At 42.2% G+C, this 15,331-nt stretch carries 17 protein-coding genes; all 17 read left to right on the top strand.

Annotated features, from left to right (window positions below; translation table 11 throughout):
• Nucleotides 1-70 precede the first annotated feature (70 nt).
• The 17 genes from glpX (at nt 71) to wecB (ending at nt 15,289) form a co-directional block, all read left to right on the top strand.
• Nucleotides 71-1,033, top strand: coding sequence for a class II fructose-bisphosphatase (gene glpX, locus NYE63_RS27595; protein WP_342603558.1), 963 nt, complete (start codon nt 71-73; stop codon nt 1,031-1,033).
• Between the two features lie 318 nt (nt 1,034-1,351).
• Nucleotides 1,352-2,641 carry a transcription termination factor Rho gene (gene rho / locus NYE63_RS27590; protein ID WP_063234168.1) on the top strand — a complete coding sequence of 430 codons (1,290 nt, stop codon included), beginning with the start codon at nt 1,352-1,354 and terminating at the stop codon, nt 2,639-2,641.
• A 150-nt stretch (nt 2,642-2,791) separates the two neighbouring features.
• A complete protein-coding gene (gene rpmE, locus NYE63_RS27585) occupies nt 2,792-2,992 on the top strand; it encodes a 50S ribosomal protein L31 (RefSeq protein WP_034315847.1) in 201 nt (66 codons plus the stop codon).
• Nucleotides 2,993-3,131: 139 nt separating this feature from the next.
• Nucleotides 3,132-3,737 carry a thymidine kinase gene (locus NYE63_RS27580; protein WP_342603557.1) on the top strand — a complete coding sequence of 202 codons (606 nt, stop codon included), beginning with the start codon at nt 3,132-3,134 and terminating at the stop codon, nt 3,735-3,737.
• A gap of 208 nt (nt 3,738-3,945) precedes the next feature.
• A complete protein-coding gene (locus tag NYE63_RS27575; RefSeq protein WP_342603556.1) occupies nt 3,946-4,401 on the top strand; it encodes a hypothetical protein in 456 nt (151 codons plus the stop codon).
• 160 nt (nt 4,402-4,561) lie between these two features.
• Nucleotides 4,562-5,632 carry a peptide chain release factor 1 gene (gene prfA, locus NYE63_RS27570; RefSeq protein ID WP_342603555.1) on the top strand — a complete coding sequence of 357 codons (1,071 nt, stop codon included), beginning with the start codon at nt 4,562-4,564 and terminating at the stop codon, nt 5,630-5,632.
• On the top strand, nt 5,625-6,494 hold the full coding sequence (gene prmC, locus NYE63_RS27565) for a peptide chain release factor N(5)-glutamine methyltransferase (RefSeq protein WP_342603554.1): 870 nt from the start codon (nt 5,625-5,627) through the stop codon (nt 6,492-6,494). Before prfA ends, prmC begins: the two co-directional genes overlap by 8 nt.
• A 151-nt stretch (nt 6,495-6,645) precedes the next feature.
• Nucleotides 6,646-7,581 (top strand): stage II sporulation protein R, encoded by a 936-nt coding sequence (gene spoIIR / locus NYE63_RS27560; RefSeq protein ID WP_342603553.1) that lies wholly within the window; start codon nt 6,646-6,648, stop codon nt 7,579-7,581.
• 289 nt (nt 7,582-7,870) lie between these two features.
• Nucleotides 7,871-8,920, top strand: a complete 1,050-nt coding sequence (locus tag NYE63_RS27555) for an L-threonylcarbamoyladenylate synthase (RefSeq protein WP_342603552.1) — start codon at nt 7,871-7,873, stop codon at nt 8,918-8,920.
• Nucleotides 8,921-8,994: 74 nt separating this feature from the next.
• Nucleotides 8,995-9,561: a manganese efflux pump gene (locus tag NYE63_RS27550; protein WP_342603551.1), complete on the top strand. Its 567-nt coding sequence runs from the start codon at nt 8,995-8,997 to the stop codon at nt 9,559-9,561.
• A gap of 145 nt (nt 9,562-9,706) precedes the next feature.
• Nucleotides 9,707-10,150: a low molecular weight protein arginine phosphatase gene (locus NYE63_RS27545; RefSeq protein WP_342603550.1), complete on the top strand. Its 444-nt coding sequence runs from the start codon at nt 9,707-9,709 to the stop codon at nt 10,148-10,150.
• A gap of 91 nt (nt 10,151-10,241) precedes the next feature.
• On the top strand, nt 10,242-10,472 hold the full coding sequence (locus NYE63_RS27540) for a hypothetical protein (protein WP_342603549.1): 231 nt from the start codon (nt 10,242-10,244) through the stop codon (nt 10,470-10,472).
• Between the two features lie 47 nt (nt 10,473-10,519).
• Nucleotides 10,520-10,966, top strand: a complete 447-nt coding sequence (gene rpiB / locus NYE63_RS27535) for a ribose 5-phosphate isomerase B (protein ID WP_034315832.1) — start codon at nt 10,520-10,522, stop codon at nt 10,964-10,966.
• Nucleotides 10,967-11,048: 82 nt separating this feature from the next.
• A complete protein-coding gene (locus NYE63_RS27530) occupies nt 11,049-11,642 on the top strand; it encodes a TIGR01440 family protein (protein WP_342603548.1) in 594 nt (197 codons plus the stop codon).
• 373 nt (nt 11,643-12,015) lie between these two features.
• Complete coding sequence (gene glyA / locus NYE63_RS27525) at nt 12,016-13,257, top strand: serine hydroxymethyltransferase (protein WP_063234158.1); 1,242 nt, start codon at nt 12,016-12,018, stop codon at nt 13,255-13,257.
• 236 nt (nt 13,258-13,493) lie between these two features.
• Nucleotides 13,494-14,123, top strand: coding sequence for a uracil phosphoribosyltransferase (upp, locus tag NYE63_RS27520; RefSeq protein WP_034315825.1), 630 nt, complete (start codon nt 13,494-13,496; stop codon nt 14,121-14,123).
• Between the two features lie 23 nt (nt 14,124-14,146).
• Nucleotides 14,147-15,289 (top strand): UDP-N-acetylglucosamine 2-epimerase (non-hydrolyzing), encoded by a 1,143-nt coding sequence (gene wecB / locus NYE63_RS27515; RefSeq protein ID WP_342603547.1) that lies wholly within the window; start codon nt 14,147-14,149, stop codon nt 15,287-15,289.
• Nucleotides 15,290-15,331: the final 42 nt, after the last annotated feature.

The following is a 15,331-nucleotide window of genomic DNA, read 5'->3' as shown; positions in this document are numbered from 1 at the left end:
TATATATGATATAATGTGTTATACTAATATATAAATAAATCATGCTAGTGTACATGAGGGGGAACCGGAAATGGAAAGAAGTTTATCGATGGAGCTTGTCCGCGTAACAGAGGCGGCGGCACTGAATTCAGCTCGTTGGATGGGAAGAGGAAAGAAAGACGAAGCAGATGATGCAGCAACAACTGCAATGCGGGATGTTTTCAATACTATTCCCATGCAAGGAACGGTTGTAATCGGTGAAGGGGAAATGGATGAAGCGCCAATGCTTTATATTGGTGAAAAACTTGGTACAGGTCTTGGTCCACTAGTGGATGTTGCGGTTGATCCTTTAGAAGGTACGAACATCGTGGCATCTGGCGGCTGGAATGCATTGGCTGTATTGGCGATAGCCGATAAGGGGAACCTGCTTCATGCTCCGGATATGTATATGGATAAAATAGCCGTTGGACCCGAGGCTGTTGGTCAGATTGATATCAATGCTTCCGTGTTGGACAACCTGAAAGCGGTAGCCAAGGCAAAAAATAAAGATATCCAAGACGTGGTTGCAACAGTATTGAACCGCGATCGTCATTCGAAGATCATTCATGAACTTCGTGAGGCAGGGGCACGTATCAAGTTGATCAACGATGGAGACGTAGCAGGAGCCATAAATACGGCTTTCGATCTTACTGGTGTTGATATCTTATTCGGATCTGGCGGAGCTCCAGAGGGAGTTATTGCAGCCGTTGCCTTGAAATGCCTTGGAGGGGAAATTCAAGGTAAGCTGGTTCCTCATAGTGATGAAGAAGTGGAACGCTGTGTAAAAATGGGCCTTGATTTAGGAAAAGTCCTCAGAATGGAAGATCTTGTTCGCGGAGATGACGCAATTTTTGCTGCAACAGGTGTGACTGATGGAGAACTTTTACGCGGTGTGCAATTTAAAGGGCATTACGGCGAAACGCAATCCGTAGTCATGCGTGCTAAATCTGGCACCGTTCGATTCATTGATGGGCGTCACAGTCTTAAAATTAAACCGAATGGTTTGATCGACTGATAGCGTTTTTTAGAAAAATCACTTTTAAAAAGCGAGCGGTTTCATCGCTCGCTTTCTCTTTTAAAAAATTTAAGTTGAATAATTAAAATAAAAAAAGTAAAATAAAGCTTGGTCTACTATTAATAATTTAAAATCTGCCCTTTCACTCCAAACTTCAAGAAGCCTTCAAATAATTTTCTTCTTTGCATGTAAAAATGTATCATCCTTTCTAAGAAAACTCTGGTCGGGTACATGGATTGCGGTTTTTCTTCCATCTAACAAACCATTTCTTTTTCAGTATGGGTGAAAACGTTTAATTAATAAAAGTGTGGTGTCATAATGAATTTAACTATTTCTAATTTAGAAAACATGAAACTAAAGGATCTCTATGAGCACGCGCGTGAATATAAAGTTTCCTATTACAGCAAACTTTCAAAAAAGGAACTTATTTTCGCTATCCTGAAAGCACAAGCTGAGCAGGATGGTCTCCTATTCATGGAGGGCGTTTTAGAGATCATCCCTTCAGAGGGCTTCGGTTTCCTGCGTCCAATTAATTATTCTCCAAGCTCGGAGGATATTTATATTTCTGCTTCACAGATCCGCAGATTCGATTTGCGAAATGGAGATAAAGTGTCCGGTAAGGTAAGGCCACCAAAAGAAAACGAGCGCTATTATGGATTGCTGCATGTTGAAGCGGTCAATGGCGATAATCCGGAATCAGCTAAAGAGCGTGTCCACTTTCCAGGTTTAACACCGCTGTATCCAAACAGGCAAATTAAACTGGAAACGACACCGAAGAACATATCAACCAGGATTATGGATGTTCTGGCACCGGTCGGTTTTGGACAGCGTGGTCTGATTGTCGCACCGCCAAAAGCCGGTAAAACGATGCTCATCAAAGAAATTGCCAATGCGATAACCACAAACCATCCCGAATCGGAATTGATTGTGCTGTTGATCGATGAACGCCCGGAAGAAGTGACAGACATTGAACGTTCCGTTGCAGGAGACGTGGTAAGTTCAACTTTTGATGAAGTGCCGGAAAACCATATCAAGGTGGCTGAGCTGGTGTTAGAACGAGCCATGCGCCTTGTGGAGCATAAACGGGATGTCATCATTTTAATGGACAGCATCACTCGACTTGCCCGTGCTTACAACCTTGTCATTCCGCCGAGCGGGCGAACACTATCAGGGGGTATTGACCCTGCTGCATTCCACCGTCCAAAACGCTTTTTCGGTGCGGCGAGGAATATCGAGGAAGGCGGAAGCCTGACGATCCTTGCTACAGCATTGGTGGATACGGGTTCAAGAATGGACGATGTCATTTATGAAGAATTTAAAGGTACGGGCAATATGGAGCTGCATTTAGATCGTGCCCTTGCCGAAAGACGCATCTTCCCGGCCATCGATATTCGTCGCTCAGGCACTCGTAAAGAAGAATTGTTAATTCCGAAAGATCGCCTGGATAAACTTTGGGCCATTAGGAAAACGATGTCAGATTCACCTGATTTCTCGGAGAAATTCCTTCGCCGTCTTAAACAGACAAAAGGTAATGAAGAATTTTTCAGTAAGCTGGATGAAGAGATGTCAGAAATGAAAAAGGGACCAGCGAGCGTAAAACGTTCTTAAACCCTGTAAGAAACAAACAGTTGCACAACTAGTTTTAAGTTGTTATAATGAGTTCATGTGTTTTTACAATAAATGTGAGGGTGTTTTTTCCCTCAACTTGAAGTATATAACTCTGTTTCGAATGATTCAGGGCATAAGGAGCTGAAAAGAATGAAAACTGGAATTCATCCAAATTATAAGCTTTCAAAAGTAATTTGCTCTTGCGGAAACACTTTTGAAACTGGTTCAGTTAAAGAAGAGATCAAAGTTGAGACTTGTTCAGAGTGCCATCCATTCTATACTGGTCGTCAAAAATTCGCTGAAGCTGGCGGACGTGTTGATCGTTTCAACAAAAAATACGGTATTAAATAAGCCGGACTTTTTAAAAAACAGGCAAGTATTTTTCTTGCCTGTTTTTTCTTTTTCATAAACAAGTAAGAATTTATATAAAGCCGGGTCGACTTCAAATTATGGCCAAGGGATCGACAGGTGGAAGGGAGTAGCTGTTTCCATGTATGTAATGAAACAAACAGGCTGGATCGAGCTTATTTGCGGAAGCATGTTTTCGGGTAAATCTGAGGAATTGATTAAACGAGTCAGCCGTGCTCAATTTGCAAAAGAGCAAATAGCTGTATTTAAACCAGCTATTGATAATCGCTATGCGGAAGAGGCTGTCGTATCACACAATGGCTCTTCTGTGATGGCAAAACCGATTGCCCATTCAACGGATATTTTTAAGTATTTGGACAAGCCCCTGGATATTATTGCAATAGATGAAGTGCAATTTTTTGATCATGAAATTATCGGGGTTGCCCAGCATCTTGCGGACAGCGGTTATCGAGTGATTATGGCTGGACTCGATCAAGATTTCAGAGGAGAACCATTCGGTCCTATGCCTGTTCTATTATCGCTTGCAGAATCGGTGACTAAGCTGCAGGCTGTGTGTGAAGTGTGCGGATCGCCTGCGAGCAGGACACAGCGCTTGATAGATGGGGAGCCGGCCTCCTATGATGAGCCGATCATCCTTGTGGGTGCATCGGAATCGTACGAGCCCCGCTGCCGCCATCATCACGAAGTTCCGGGTAAGCTGTCTGTTGGGATTAAAGAACATATTTGAATGATGGTGCCCTATGATCCGATGAGATCGTAGGGTGCTTTTTTTATGAAGAAATGGTTGGGAATTATAATTAAGGTAGAAAAACTGCTGGAGTTATTCAGGTGGATGACCAATACATGGAAGGGAAATAAAAGATAAATATTGCCCCATTTTGGGTAGGCTAACGAGGAAATGTTCATCTTAACCAGTCAAAATGGAGGGAAAAAACATGAAATCAAAACTGTTTATTATGACGGCCATACTGCTTGCTGCACTAACGGCATGCGGTCAAAATGACAATGCAATAAATAATGATTCGGAATATGGGGATCAATCTCGGGATGGCAAGGATTTTGTTGGCAATGGTTTAAAACGTGTATCCAATAATGATTGGGACAATGAAGCGGAACGGCCATCAGATCAAATCCTTAATACACCGCATCATACATCCAATAATTCACCATCCATGGGGCAGCAAATTGATGATATCCGAGGAGCCATTGAATCGGAAACCAATTATGAGGCGGGCTCCGTTTGGTTTAATGGAAATACCATACATGTTACGGTCCATGATAAAGGCAAAATCAAGACGGAAAAAGAAAGAAATGAGGAAATACAGCGAATACAAGGCATTATAAACAGGGCTGTGCCTCAATATAATATAGATGTAAAATTAAAGAAATAACGACATTTTTGAATCCTCTTTGACGTTGATTATTCACCTATACTATAATTAACCTAGAAGTGAACTGAGCTGGGGCACTGAACTACTTATTTATAGTTAGAAAAGATGGATTACTTCCAATTCGTTTCAAATGTTTTGGGAATTTTATGAGGTGAATAATTTGTTTGATCGATTGCAAGCAGTAGAAGATAGATATGAAAGATTGAATGAACTATTAAGTGACCCGGAGATCATTAATGACTCTAAGAAGTTAAGGGAATATTCTAAGGAGCAATCCAGCATTCAAGAGACCGCATCGACTTATAAAGAATATAAAGCGGTTCGTGAGCAACTCAAGGAAGCGAAGGCGATGCTGGAGGATAAGCTTGATGCGGATATGCGTGAAATGGTAAAAGAAGAGATCAATGAACTTGATGAGACCATACAAGGCCTTGAGGATAAACTGAAAATATTGCTTATTCCGAAAGACCCTAACGATGATAAAAACGTAATCATGGAGATCCGCGGAGCGGCAGGCGGAGATGAGGCGGCCTTATTTGCAGGTAGTCTATACCGAATGTATAGCCGTTTTGCTGAGGTGCAGGGTTGGCGGACTGAAGTCATTGAAGCAAGTCCTACAGGGCTTGGCGGCTACAAGGAAATCATATTCATGATTAATGGCAATGGCGCTTATTCAAAATTGAAGTTCGAAAATGGAGCACATCGCGTTCAGCGAGTACCTGAAACTGAATCTGGCGGACGGATTCATACATCTACAGCCACGGTTGCCGTTTTACCAGAAGCTGAGGAAGTGGAAGTTGAAATCCATGATAAGGATGTTCGTGTCGATACCTTTGCATCAAGCGGTCCTGGTGGACAAAGTGTCAATACGACAATGTCAGCGGTGCGCTTGACTCATATTCCGACTAATACGGTTGTATCTTGTCAAGATGAAAAATCACAAATCAAGAACAAAGAAAAAGCAATGAAGGTTTTGCGTGCCAGGGTGTACGATAAGATTCATCGCGAAGTACAGGCGGAATATGATCAAAATAGGAAGCTTGCTGTTGGAACGGGGGACCGATCCGAAAGGATTCGAACTTATAACTTCCCGCAAAACCGCGTTACCGACCACCGAATTGGTTTAACGATTCAAAAGCTGGATCAGATCATGGAAGGTAAACTGGATGAAGTCGTTGATGCATTAATCATGGAAGACCAATCTTCAAGGCTGGAAAATGCAGATGAGTAATTCTGCCGTGAAAGTGTTTGAAGCCCTGAGATGGGCTTCTTCTTTTTTAAAGGAAAATGATCGTGATGCCAATGCTGGGGAAATCCTGTTACAGCACTTTTTAAAACAAACTCGCTCACAAATGCTGGCCAACCTTCATGATGAGCTTAGTGAAGCCGATTTTGGGCAATTTAAGGCGGCTATCGAGATGCATGCTGATGGAACGCCCATCCAATATATAATCGGCAGTGAAGATTTTTATGGACGGACCTTCTTTGTGAATGAAGAAGTGCTTATACCGAGACCTGAAACAGAAGAATTGGTTTATTATACATTACGTAAACTCCCGACCATTTTTATGGAGGGACAGAAGCTCCGTTTAGCTGATATTGGGACGGGCAGCGGCGCAATTGCCATAACGATGAAACTTGAAAAATCAAACTTGTTGGTGACGGCCACGGACATAGCGGAACCTTCACTTGAGGTGGCGAGGAAAAATGCCGAATCACTCGGTGCCGAAGTGCAGTTCAAGCAAGGTGATTTGCTTCAGCCTTTCATAAAGATAAACCAGAAGGTGGACATCCTTTTATCGAATCCGCCATATATTCCAGATGATGATCAAAAATCCATGTCGGTAGTCGTAACGGGTCATGAACCACATCGTGCATTATTTGCCGGTATCGATGGGCTGGATTTTTACCGCCGCTTTATGGAGCAGTTACCTCTGATCATGAAGGTGCCTGGGCTGATCGGTTTTGAAGTGGGCACTGGACAGGGTAAGGCGGTTGCCGATTTATTGAAGCGAACGTTTCCTGCCGCAGAAGTATCCGTTGTAAATGACATTAATGAGAAAGATCGAATGGTCTTTGCTGTATTAAAATGATCCGTCTCCCTTATGTGAGACGGATTTTTTTAGGGACGCCACCCTCATTATCCTCTTGAATCTATTTTTCCAGCTATCAACTTTTTTTGTTTTTACTAGTTTAAGATAGCTGGAAAATGGTGAGACTAATTCATGTGAGGGGGCGAAGGCGATGAAAACTAAACATTTAGCCATTATTTATCTATTAATCTTAACTATAGGAACGATCGTAAGTATATATATGCCTAAAGCGGAGATGGTTGGTGCAGAAGATACGAAGGTGATCCCAGATGAGGCGATTCGTCTGCGGATACTCGCTAATAGTGATGCGGAAGAGGATCAAGCGGTTAAACGGCTGATTAGGGATGAGGTAAATGAAGATATCACAAAGTGGGTCGAGGAGCTTACTTCTTTGGATGAAGCGAGGGATGTGATCACCTCGCATCTACCGGATATCCAGGCGACGGCTGAGGCAGTTATAAAGGAACAGGGTTTGGAGCAGTCAGTAAAAGTGGATTTTGGACAAGCGGAATTTCCGACAAAACTCTACGGGCAGTATTTATATCCGGCAGGCGATTATGAAGCAGTGATTATCACACTTGGTGAAGGGGATGGCGCTAATTGGTGGTGTGTGTTATTTCCCCCATTGTGTTTCTTGGATTTTTCAAATGGGACGGCTGTAAGTCAAAGTCCGATAGTCGAGGATGAAGATGAAGGATCCATTAATTCGGAAGGGAAGGCGTATGCTGCAACAAATGAAGAGAGTGTACCTGTTGCAGAGGAAGAAGTTGAAGAAGAAGTGTTGGTTGAAAAGGAAAAAGGGCCAGAGGAAGTAGTTGAAGAAAAGGTAATGGAGGAGAGCGTAAAAGAGGAGGTACCGGAAGAAACGGTAAAAGAAAAGGTTGTAGAGCCAGAGGTAAAAGAGGAAGTGACAGAAGTAAAAGATAAGGAACAAGTTACAGAGGAAGTCGTAGAAGGGAATGTTGAGGAAAACAAGGTTGAACTTGCGGCATCCAATGAACAAGGTCAACAATTATATGAAGGGGAAAAGGAGCCTGAGGTGGAAGTGAAGTCCTTGTTTGCGGAGATCTTTAATGATCTATTTTAAAAAGGAGGCAGCTGCCCTATTTTTTTAAAGTCAGACAATTTAAAAAACATATCCACAGGGTTATTAACAAAAAATCAAAAAAGTCTGTCATTAATCATTAATATCCACAAAGTTATCCACGGATTCGATATGGTTATCCCCAATTTGTGGATAACACTTGAATTATGTGTATACTTCTTTTATACTTTCAAAGTATCTTTTAAGTGAAATTAGTATGATAAGTTGAAAATATCGTTCATATAAAGCGATTATATAAAATAAGAAATGTTAAAAGGCGATGGTGTTCAAGATGAAAACGAAAATTTGGTCAGTGGATAAAAATGTGGATAATTTACAAAGTTATCCCCAGATTACACAATCAGCTGAATTATTAAAGGCTAATCAAGTGGTTGCTTTTCCTACAGAGACCGTTTATGGACTAGGAGCGAATGCCAAAAATGACGAGGCGGTCAAAAAAGTGTTTGAAGCAAAGGGACGTCCGAGTGATAATCCTTTAATCGTTCATATAGCCTCCGATGACCAGTTGACAGGTATTGTAGAAGAGATTCCTGAACAGGCCCGGAAGCTAATGGCAGAATTTTGGCCGGGTCCTTTGACTTTGATCATGAAACGAAAACCGGGCCAACTATCAAATCTTGTGACAGCTGGATTGGATACGGTCGCTGTCAGGATGCCAGATCATCAGGTTGCCCTTGGCCTTATTCGTGCAAGTGATTTACCCATTGCGGCTCCAAGTGCAAATACTTCTGGTAAACCAAGCCCGACTTCAGCAAAACATGTTGAAGATGACTTGATGGGCCGGATAGCAGGCATAGTCGATGGAGGGACTACGGGTGTGGGCGTGGAATCCACAGTACTTGATTGCACTGTGGAAGTCCCTGTTATTTTAAGACCTGGCGGGGTGACCCTGGAACAGCTGGAAGCGGTAATAGGGGAAGTCAGGCAAGATGTCGCATTGAAGAATCAGGAAATGGCGCCAAAAGCCCCGGGCATGAAATATACCCACTATGCTCCGAAGGCTCCTCTATATTTAGTCAAGGGTAATCAAGCTTTCCTTCAGAAGCTTGTGGATGATAAAAGAAATGACGGGTTAAAGGTGGGCATCATAACGGCGTATGAACATCAACAGGATTATAAGGCGGATTATGTGGTTGTCCCAGGTTCATTAGCGGATTTACATTCTGTTGCGACAGGCTTATATGATGCTTTAAGGCAGTTTGATGAGCTGGAGGTCGATGTGATTTTTAGTGAAATGTTTCCTGACCATGGAATAGGAGCTGCGGTCATGAACCGGCTTGAGAAGGCTGCAGGTCATCAAATCATCAAGGAACATATGTAATAAGGACTGATTTATCCTTCTATTTCTTTTCGGACATGCATAACATGTAGTAGGCACGTCCGAGGGGGATTGAAATGAATACATTTGCTGGAGAAATCATCACCTTAATGCTAATGGCATTCGCGTTGGGAATGGATGCCTTTTCAGTCGGCCTTGGAATGGGAATGTTTAAGCTGAGGTTGAGGCAAATACTTTTTATAGGGCTGACAGTAGGCATTTTTCATATTTGGATGCCCTTGCTTGGAATGGGGGCAGGCCGTTTCATTTCAGAAAAATTCGGGACCTTTGCTACATACGCCGGCGGTCTATTGTTGATTATTCTTGGCATACAGATGTTTATCCCTGGTAAAAAGGATGGAGCTGGTATCAGGGAGAATAAGATGCTGGCTCCTGTGGGGAAAGGTCTATTCATTTTTGCTTTAGGGGTAAGCCTAGATAGCTTCTCGGTAGGGTTAACACTGGGAATTTACGGTGCAAAAACGATTTTAACCGTTCTTTGTTTTGGGTTTGCTGCAACTCTATTAACGTGGACAGGGCTTTTACTGGGTCGAAAAATGCAGGGTTTGCTTGGCGTGTATAGTGAGATTCTTGGCGGAAGCATCCTGTGTGCGTTTGGATTGAAATTATTGTTCTCTTTTTGATCCACTTTGAATTCATATCATTCCTTCCTCAACTGTTCCGATTAAAGGAGCGGTTTTTATTTTTCTTCTGACATAATGAGAGTGATTTTTTTGACTATAATAAACGGGCGATAGCTTATAATGAATTAAAAGGGAGGCGTTAAAAATGATCCGAGTATTATTTGTATGTACAGGTAACACATGCAGAAGCCCGATGGCAGAAGCGATATTGAAAAATAAGAATATTGCGGGTGTTGAAGTGAAGTCCGCAGGCGTGTATGCTTCATCAGGCCAGGATGCTTCGATTCATGCTAAAAATGTATTGGTTGAAAATGACATCGTGCATAATCATCATTCAACGCCTTTATCCGAGAAGGAAATGGAGTGGGCGACTCATATTTTCACCATGACGGAAGGGCATAAATCGGTCATTACCCGTGCATACCCCCAAATGATCGATAAGACTTTTACTTTAAAAGAATTCATTATTGACGATAAATATGATAGAGACATAATAGATCCGTTTGGCGGTTCTGAAGGCATTTATCGGGAAACGTTCAGGGAGCTGCAGGAATTAATAGAAGAATTAGTCAATAGGCTTAAAGAATAAACAGGGTACATAATGTGGTCGCTACAGTAAAAGATATTACTAAGCTTGTTGACCGTCAAATGCAAAGTGTAGGATCAAGGCAGTCCAAGAAATGGCTGCTATCGCAGAAAAAACATCTGCTGGAGCGGAAGAAGTTACGGCTACAGCAAGCGAACAAGTCATGGAAAATGTCGAAAAATCGATAACGCAACTCAAAGTGCAAGCAGAAAAGTTGAACGGGACCAGTACCCGCTTTCACACTTGCCATTTTACAGCAGGAAACCCGAGTGGGTTTCCTGCTTCTTTACGGGGAAAAGGATGGACATCCTTTATCTTTTCATAATTTTGTGACACAATAAAATCAAATGAAAATGCTAGAGGAGGATTATGATGAAAGTTGCGATTGCTTCGGATCATGGTGGTATACATATCCGTGAAGAAATAAAGAATTTATTGAATGAGTTACAGATTCCATTTGAGGACTTTGGCTGTGAATGCAGTACGTCGGTGGATTATCCTGATTATGCCTTGCCGGTTGCTGAAAAAGTGGCAAGGGGTGAGTTCGATCGGGGAATTTTAATCTGTGGAACTGGAATTGGAATGAGCATTGCTGCTAATAAGGTCAAAGGAATACGATGTGCATTGGTTCATGATGTCTATAGTGCGAAATTGACCCGCCAGCATAATGATACCAATATGTTAGCGATGGGGGAACGAGTCATTGGCCCGGGTCTTGCCAGGGAAATTGCACAAACATGGCTGACTTCGGAATTTGAAGGCGGGCGTCATCAGAACAGGATCGGTAAGATCGCGGAGTATGAAGGTAAGCACAGTTAATTATTATGGTTTTTGAAAAGGATCTAGAGAGACCCCTCTTTTCTTCCGATAGCAAGTTTTCTTATTGAAAGGATGCGTTTTCATGATAAGTGATGCTACATTTTCAAATGAGCTTGAGATATGGGAAAACCAGTTACGGGAACTATTACATGAGTTTCAAGAACAGACAGCTTTAAAAGAGAAACAGCTACTGGTAATCGGCTGCAGTACAAGTGAAGTGATCGGGAAAAAGATCGGTACTGAAGGGACGCTCGATGTTGCGGGGATGATTTTTTCCGTAGTTAGAAATTTTCAAGAAAAAACGGGTGTTCAGGTTGCATATCAATGTTGTGAGCATCTAAACAGGGCCTTGGTTTTGCAAAGGGAAACCGCGGTTCGATATGATTATGAAGAAGTTTCGGTTGTACCTGTAAGAACAGCTGGGGGATCGATGGCGACTTACGCCTATCGGCAATGGAAAGATGCTGTCGTCGTTGAACATATCAAAGCGGATGCGGGGATAGACATTGGGGACACTTTCATTGGCATGCATCTGAAGCATGTGGCGGTTCCAATTCGCTCTGCCATTAAAGAAATAGGACATGCACATGTGACCATGGCAAAAACCCGCCCGAAATTGATTGGCGGGGAGCGGGCCGTTTATCAGGACATCTCTGAAAACAAGAGTTGTACTTAATGGGTAAGTGAGACAGCATTTCTCGGATGGGGAATGCTGTTTTTTAACTGAATGCGAGCAAAATCGTAAAGCTCAAGATGAGGTTCACAAGAAAAATCTTTACTTTGTAGTGCTAATAGAATGGTGATTTCGCTCATGAAATATAGGGTGAAAGAGCTATTTATCATAATTTCGATGTTAAATACGAACGTTTTTAAATGAAAAAACATTTAATGTTCGATAAAAATAGACTATCACTTCTAAATTAGACATGTTAAAATGGAGTAGAATTTTCTAATAAATTATTGGTAAGGCTTTTTCATGCTTATTTGAAAGCATGTTGCACATAAATACTAAAAAGCGAATCACGCACAATTTGAGGAGGAATTACGGAATGAATCGTTTAGCAAAGCAAGATGAGCAAGTGTTTAACGCAATTCAACTGGAATTAGGGCGTCAAAGAAGTAAAATTGAGCTTATTGCTTCTGAAAACTTCGTGAGTGAAGCTGTCATGGAAGCGCAAGGGTCGGTCTTGACTAATAAGTATGCAGAAGGATACCCTGGAAAACGTTACTATGGCGGATGTGAGTATGTAGACATCGTTGAAGATCTAGCACGTGAGCGTGCGAAAGAAATTTTCGGAGGAGAGTATGTGAACGTACAGCCTCACTCTGGAGCTCAAGCCAATATGGCCGTTTACTTTACAGTGCTTCAAACTGGCGACACAGTGCTTGGGATGAACCTTTCGCATGGTGGTCACTTAACACATGGAAGTCCAGTTAACTTCAGTGGTGTTAACTACAATTTTGTTGAATATGGTGTAGACGAAAAAGATCACCGTATCGATTACAATGATGTATTGGAAAAAGCGCGTCAGCACAAACCGAAATTAATCGTAGCGGGTGCGAGTGCATATCCTCGTGAAATTGACTTCAAGCGATTCCGTGAAATTGCAGATGAAGTCGGGGCTTATTTAATGGTCGATATGGCGCATATTGCAGGTTTAGTTGCGGCTGGATTACATCAAAGTCCAATTCCTTATGCTGACTTTGTAACGACAACTACTCATAAAACACTTCGCGGACCACGCGGAGGGATGATCATCTGTAAAGAAGAATTCGGTAAGAAGATCGATAAATCCATCTTCCCTGGAATTCAAGGCGGTCCATTGATGCATGTTATATCCGCTAAGGCTGTTGCATTCGGCGAAGCGCTTCAAGCTGATTTTAAAGAGTATGCACAACAAATCATCGACAATGCTAAACGTTTGGGCGAAGGTTTGAAGAAAGAAGGGTTCACCCTTGTTTCTGATGGAACGGACAATCACTTGATTCTACTTGATGTGCGCTCTACTGGATTAACTGGAAAAATTGCAGAGCATGTTTTGGATGAAATCGGCATTACCGTGAACAAAAATGCGATTCCTTATGACCCGGAAAAACCATTCGTTACGAGTGGTATCCGTATTGGGACTGCGGCAGTGACTTCACGTGGCTTCGGATTGGAAGACATGGATGAAATAGCTGCAATCATCGGACTTGTTTTGAAAAATAATGAAGACGCAGCTAAACTTGAAGAAGCAAAACAGCGTGTTGAATCATTAGCGAACAAATTTGAATTATATCCTTCATTGTAATATCGGAGCCGCTCCCTTTTTAAAGGGAGCGGTTTTTTGTGCCTAAAGAAGGTTAGTTTGTTTAGAAGAATCCGAATAGTGAAAATAGGTCTGACATCTAAACCTTTATTGAAGATTGAAACATTTTTCTGTAAAATAGGTTGAAGTGAATTTTAAAAGACACGAAAATTTTTCTATTCGATTAGGGAAATCATAAAAGAGCGCAAAACTAAGCAATGGAATTGGAGAGATGCTAAATGGGAAAAGTTTATGTTTTCGATCACCCGTTAATTCAACACAAATTAGCCTATATACGTGATATAAATACAGGAACAAAAGAATTCCGGGAACTAGTGGATGAAGTTGCATCATTGATGGCATTTGAAATCACGAGGGATATGCCGCTGGAAGAGGTGGAAATCCAAACCCCTGTAAGCACAGCGAAAGTGAAAATGCTTTCTGGTAAAAAAGTGGGAATCGTCCCGATTTTACGTGCAGGCATAGGCATGGTGGACGGAATCATTAAGCTGATTCCTGCTGCAAAGGTCGGACATGTTGGTCTTTACCGTGATCCTGAAACATTGAAACCGGTTGAATATTATGCGAAAATGCCAAGTGATTTGGCAGAAAGGGAATGCATTGTCGTTGACCCGATGTTAGCCACTGGCGGTTCAGCCATCGAAGCGATCCATTCCATTAAAAAGCGCGGTGCAGTCAATATTAAATTCATGTGTTTGATTGCAGCTCCAGAGGGTGTAGAAGCATTAAAAGAAGCCCATCCTGATGTTGATATTTATATTGCGGGTCTTGACGAAAAACTGAATGAACATGGTTATATCGTTCCAGGTCTTGGAGACGCAGGAGATCGTTTATTCGGCACAAAATAAGGAAAGAAACTGAGGTGTCACGAATGAACAAACCGATAAAAGTCATGACCATTTTCGGTACGAGACCAGAAGCTGTCAAAATGGCTCCCTTAGTACTCGAATTTCAAAAACACCCAGAATATTTCAAGCCGATCGTTGCTGTTACGGCTCAACATCGCCAAATGTTAGATCAAGTTCTCGAACTATTTTCTATACAGCCGGACTATGACTTGGACATAATGAAGGAAAGGCAAACGCTTGCTGACATTACAACAAGAGCATTAAATGGTCTTGATTCCGTAATGAAGGAAGCTAAACCTGATATTGTCCTTGTACACGGTGATACAACCACAACGTTTGTAGCAAGTCTGGCAGCTTTTTATAATCAAATTGTCATTGGGCATGTAGAAGCAGGGCTGCGCACATGGAATAAGTATTCACCCTATCCGGAAGAGATGAATCGACAGCTTACCGGTACGATGGCAGATTTGCATTTTGCGCCGACTTCGAAAGCGGAGGAGAATCTGCTGAACGAAAACAAGAAGGATAATATCTTCGTGACGGGAAATACGGCAACCGATGCTTTAAAAACGACTGTACGATCCACTTATTCCCATCCGGTTTTAAATGGACTTGGAGAAGACAGGCTCATTTTGCTTACCGCCCATCGCAGGGAAAATCTAGGGGAACCCATGAGGAATATCTTCAGGGCCGTAAAGAGAATCATTGCTGAACATGATGACGTGCAGGTGGTATATCCAGTTCATTTAAATCCGCTTGTTCAGGAATTGGCAAACGAAATTCTCGGGGACGATCCGCGGGTTCATTTGATCGAACCGCTTGATGTATTGGATTTTCATAACTTCGCTTCAAGAGCCTATCTGATTTTGACTGATTCTGGAGGAATCCAGGAAGAGGCACCATCACTTGGTGTACCTGTCCTAGTTTTAAGGGATACGACCGAACGTCCTGAGGGGATCGCGGCTGGAACCTTAAGATTAGCTGGTACCGATGAACAAACCATATATGATTTGGCACATGAATTGCTCACCGATCAAGAGGTGCACGAAAAAATGTCCAAAGCTTCAAATCCATATGGGGACGGAAATGCTTCGGTCCGCATAGCTGAAGCTATCCGTTACTATTTTAAGCAAGTAAACATGCCACCAACTAGATTTGACTCATAAAAAAAGGAAAAGCCACGCGCTTTTCCTTTTTTTATTTGCATA

The organism is Peribacillus sp. FSL E2-0159 (assembly GCF_038643155.1).
Lineage (GTDB): Bacteria > Bacillota > Bacilli > Bacillales > DSM-1321 > Peribacillus > Peribacillus simplex.
This window is presented reverse-complemented; position numbering and strand designations above follow the sequence as displayed.

Excerpts from the sequence above, each read along its gene's own strand:
- glpX (WP_342603558.1), top strand. The coding sequence starts at position 71 with ATGGAAAGAAGTTTATCGATGGAGCTTGTCCGCGTAACAGAGGCGGCG.
- rho (WP_063234168.1), top strand. The coding sequence starts at position 1,352 with ATGAATTTAACTATTTCTAATTTAGAAAACATGAAACTAAAGGATCTC.
- rpmE (WP_034315847.1), top strand. The coding sequence starts at position 2,792 with ATGAAAACTGGAATTCATCCAAATTATAAGCTTTCAAAAGTAATTTGC.
- NYE63_RS27580 (WP_342603557.1), top strand. The coding sequence starts at position 3,132 with ATGTATGTAATGAAACAAACAGGCTGGATCGAGCTTATTTGCGGAAGC.
- NYE63_RS27575 (WP_342603556.1), top strand. The coding sequence starts at position 3,946 with ATGAAATCAAAACTGTTTATTATGACGGCCATACTGCTTGCTGCACTA.
- prmC (WP_342603554.1), top strand. The coding sequence starts at position 5,625 with ATGAGTAATTCTGCCGTGAAAGTGTTTGAAGCCCTGAGATGGGCTTCT.
- spoIIR (WP_342603553.1), top strand. The coding sequence starts at position 6,646 with ATGAAAACTAAACATTTAGCCATTATTTATCTATTAATCTTAACTATA.
- NYE63_RS27555 (WP_342603552.1), top strand. The coding sequence starts at position 7,871 with ATGAAAACGAAAATTTGGTCAGTGGATAAAAATGTGGATAATTTACAA.
- NYE63_RS27550 (WP_342603551.1), top strand. The coding sequence starts at position 8,995 with ATGAATACATTTGCTGGAGAAATCATCACCTTAATGCTAATGGCATTC.
- NYE63_RS27545 (WP_342603550.1), top strand. The coding sequence starts at position 9,707 with ATGATCCGAGTATTATTTGTATGTACAGGTAACACATGCAGAAGCCCG.
- NYE63_RS27540 (WP_342603549.1), top strand. The coding sequence starts at position 10,242 with ATGGCTGCTATCGCAGAAAAAACATCTGCTGGAGCGGAAGAAGTTACG.
- rpiB (WP_034315832.1), top strand. The coding sequence starts at position 10,520 with ATGAAAGTTGCGATTGCTTCGGATCATGGTGGTATACATATCCGTGAA.
- NYE63_RS27530 (WP_342603548.1), top strand. The coding sequence starts at position 11,049 with ATGATAAGTGATGCTACATTTTCAAATGAGCTTGAGATATGGGAAAAC.
- glyA (WP_063234158.1), top strand. The coding sequence starts at position 12,016 with ATGAATCGTTTAGCAAAGCAAGATGAGCAAGTGTTTAACGCAATTCAA.
- upp (WP_034315825.1), top strand. The coding sequence starts at position 13,494 with ATGGGAAAAGTTTATGTTTTCGATCACCCGTTAATTCAACACAAATTA.
- wecB (WP_342603547.1), top strand. The coding sequence starts at position 14,147 with ATGAACAAACCGATAAAAGTCATGACCATTTTCGGTACGAGACCAGAA.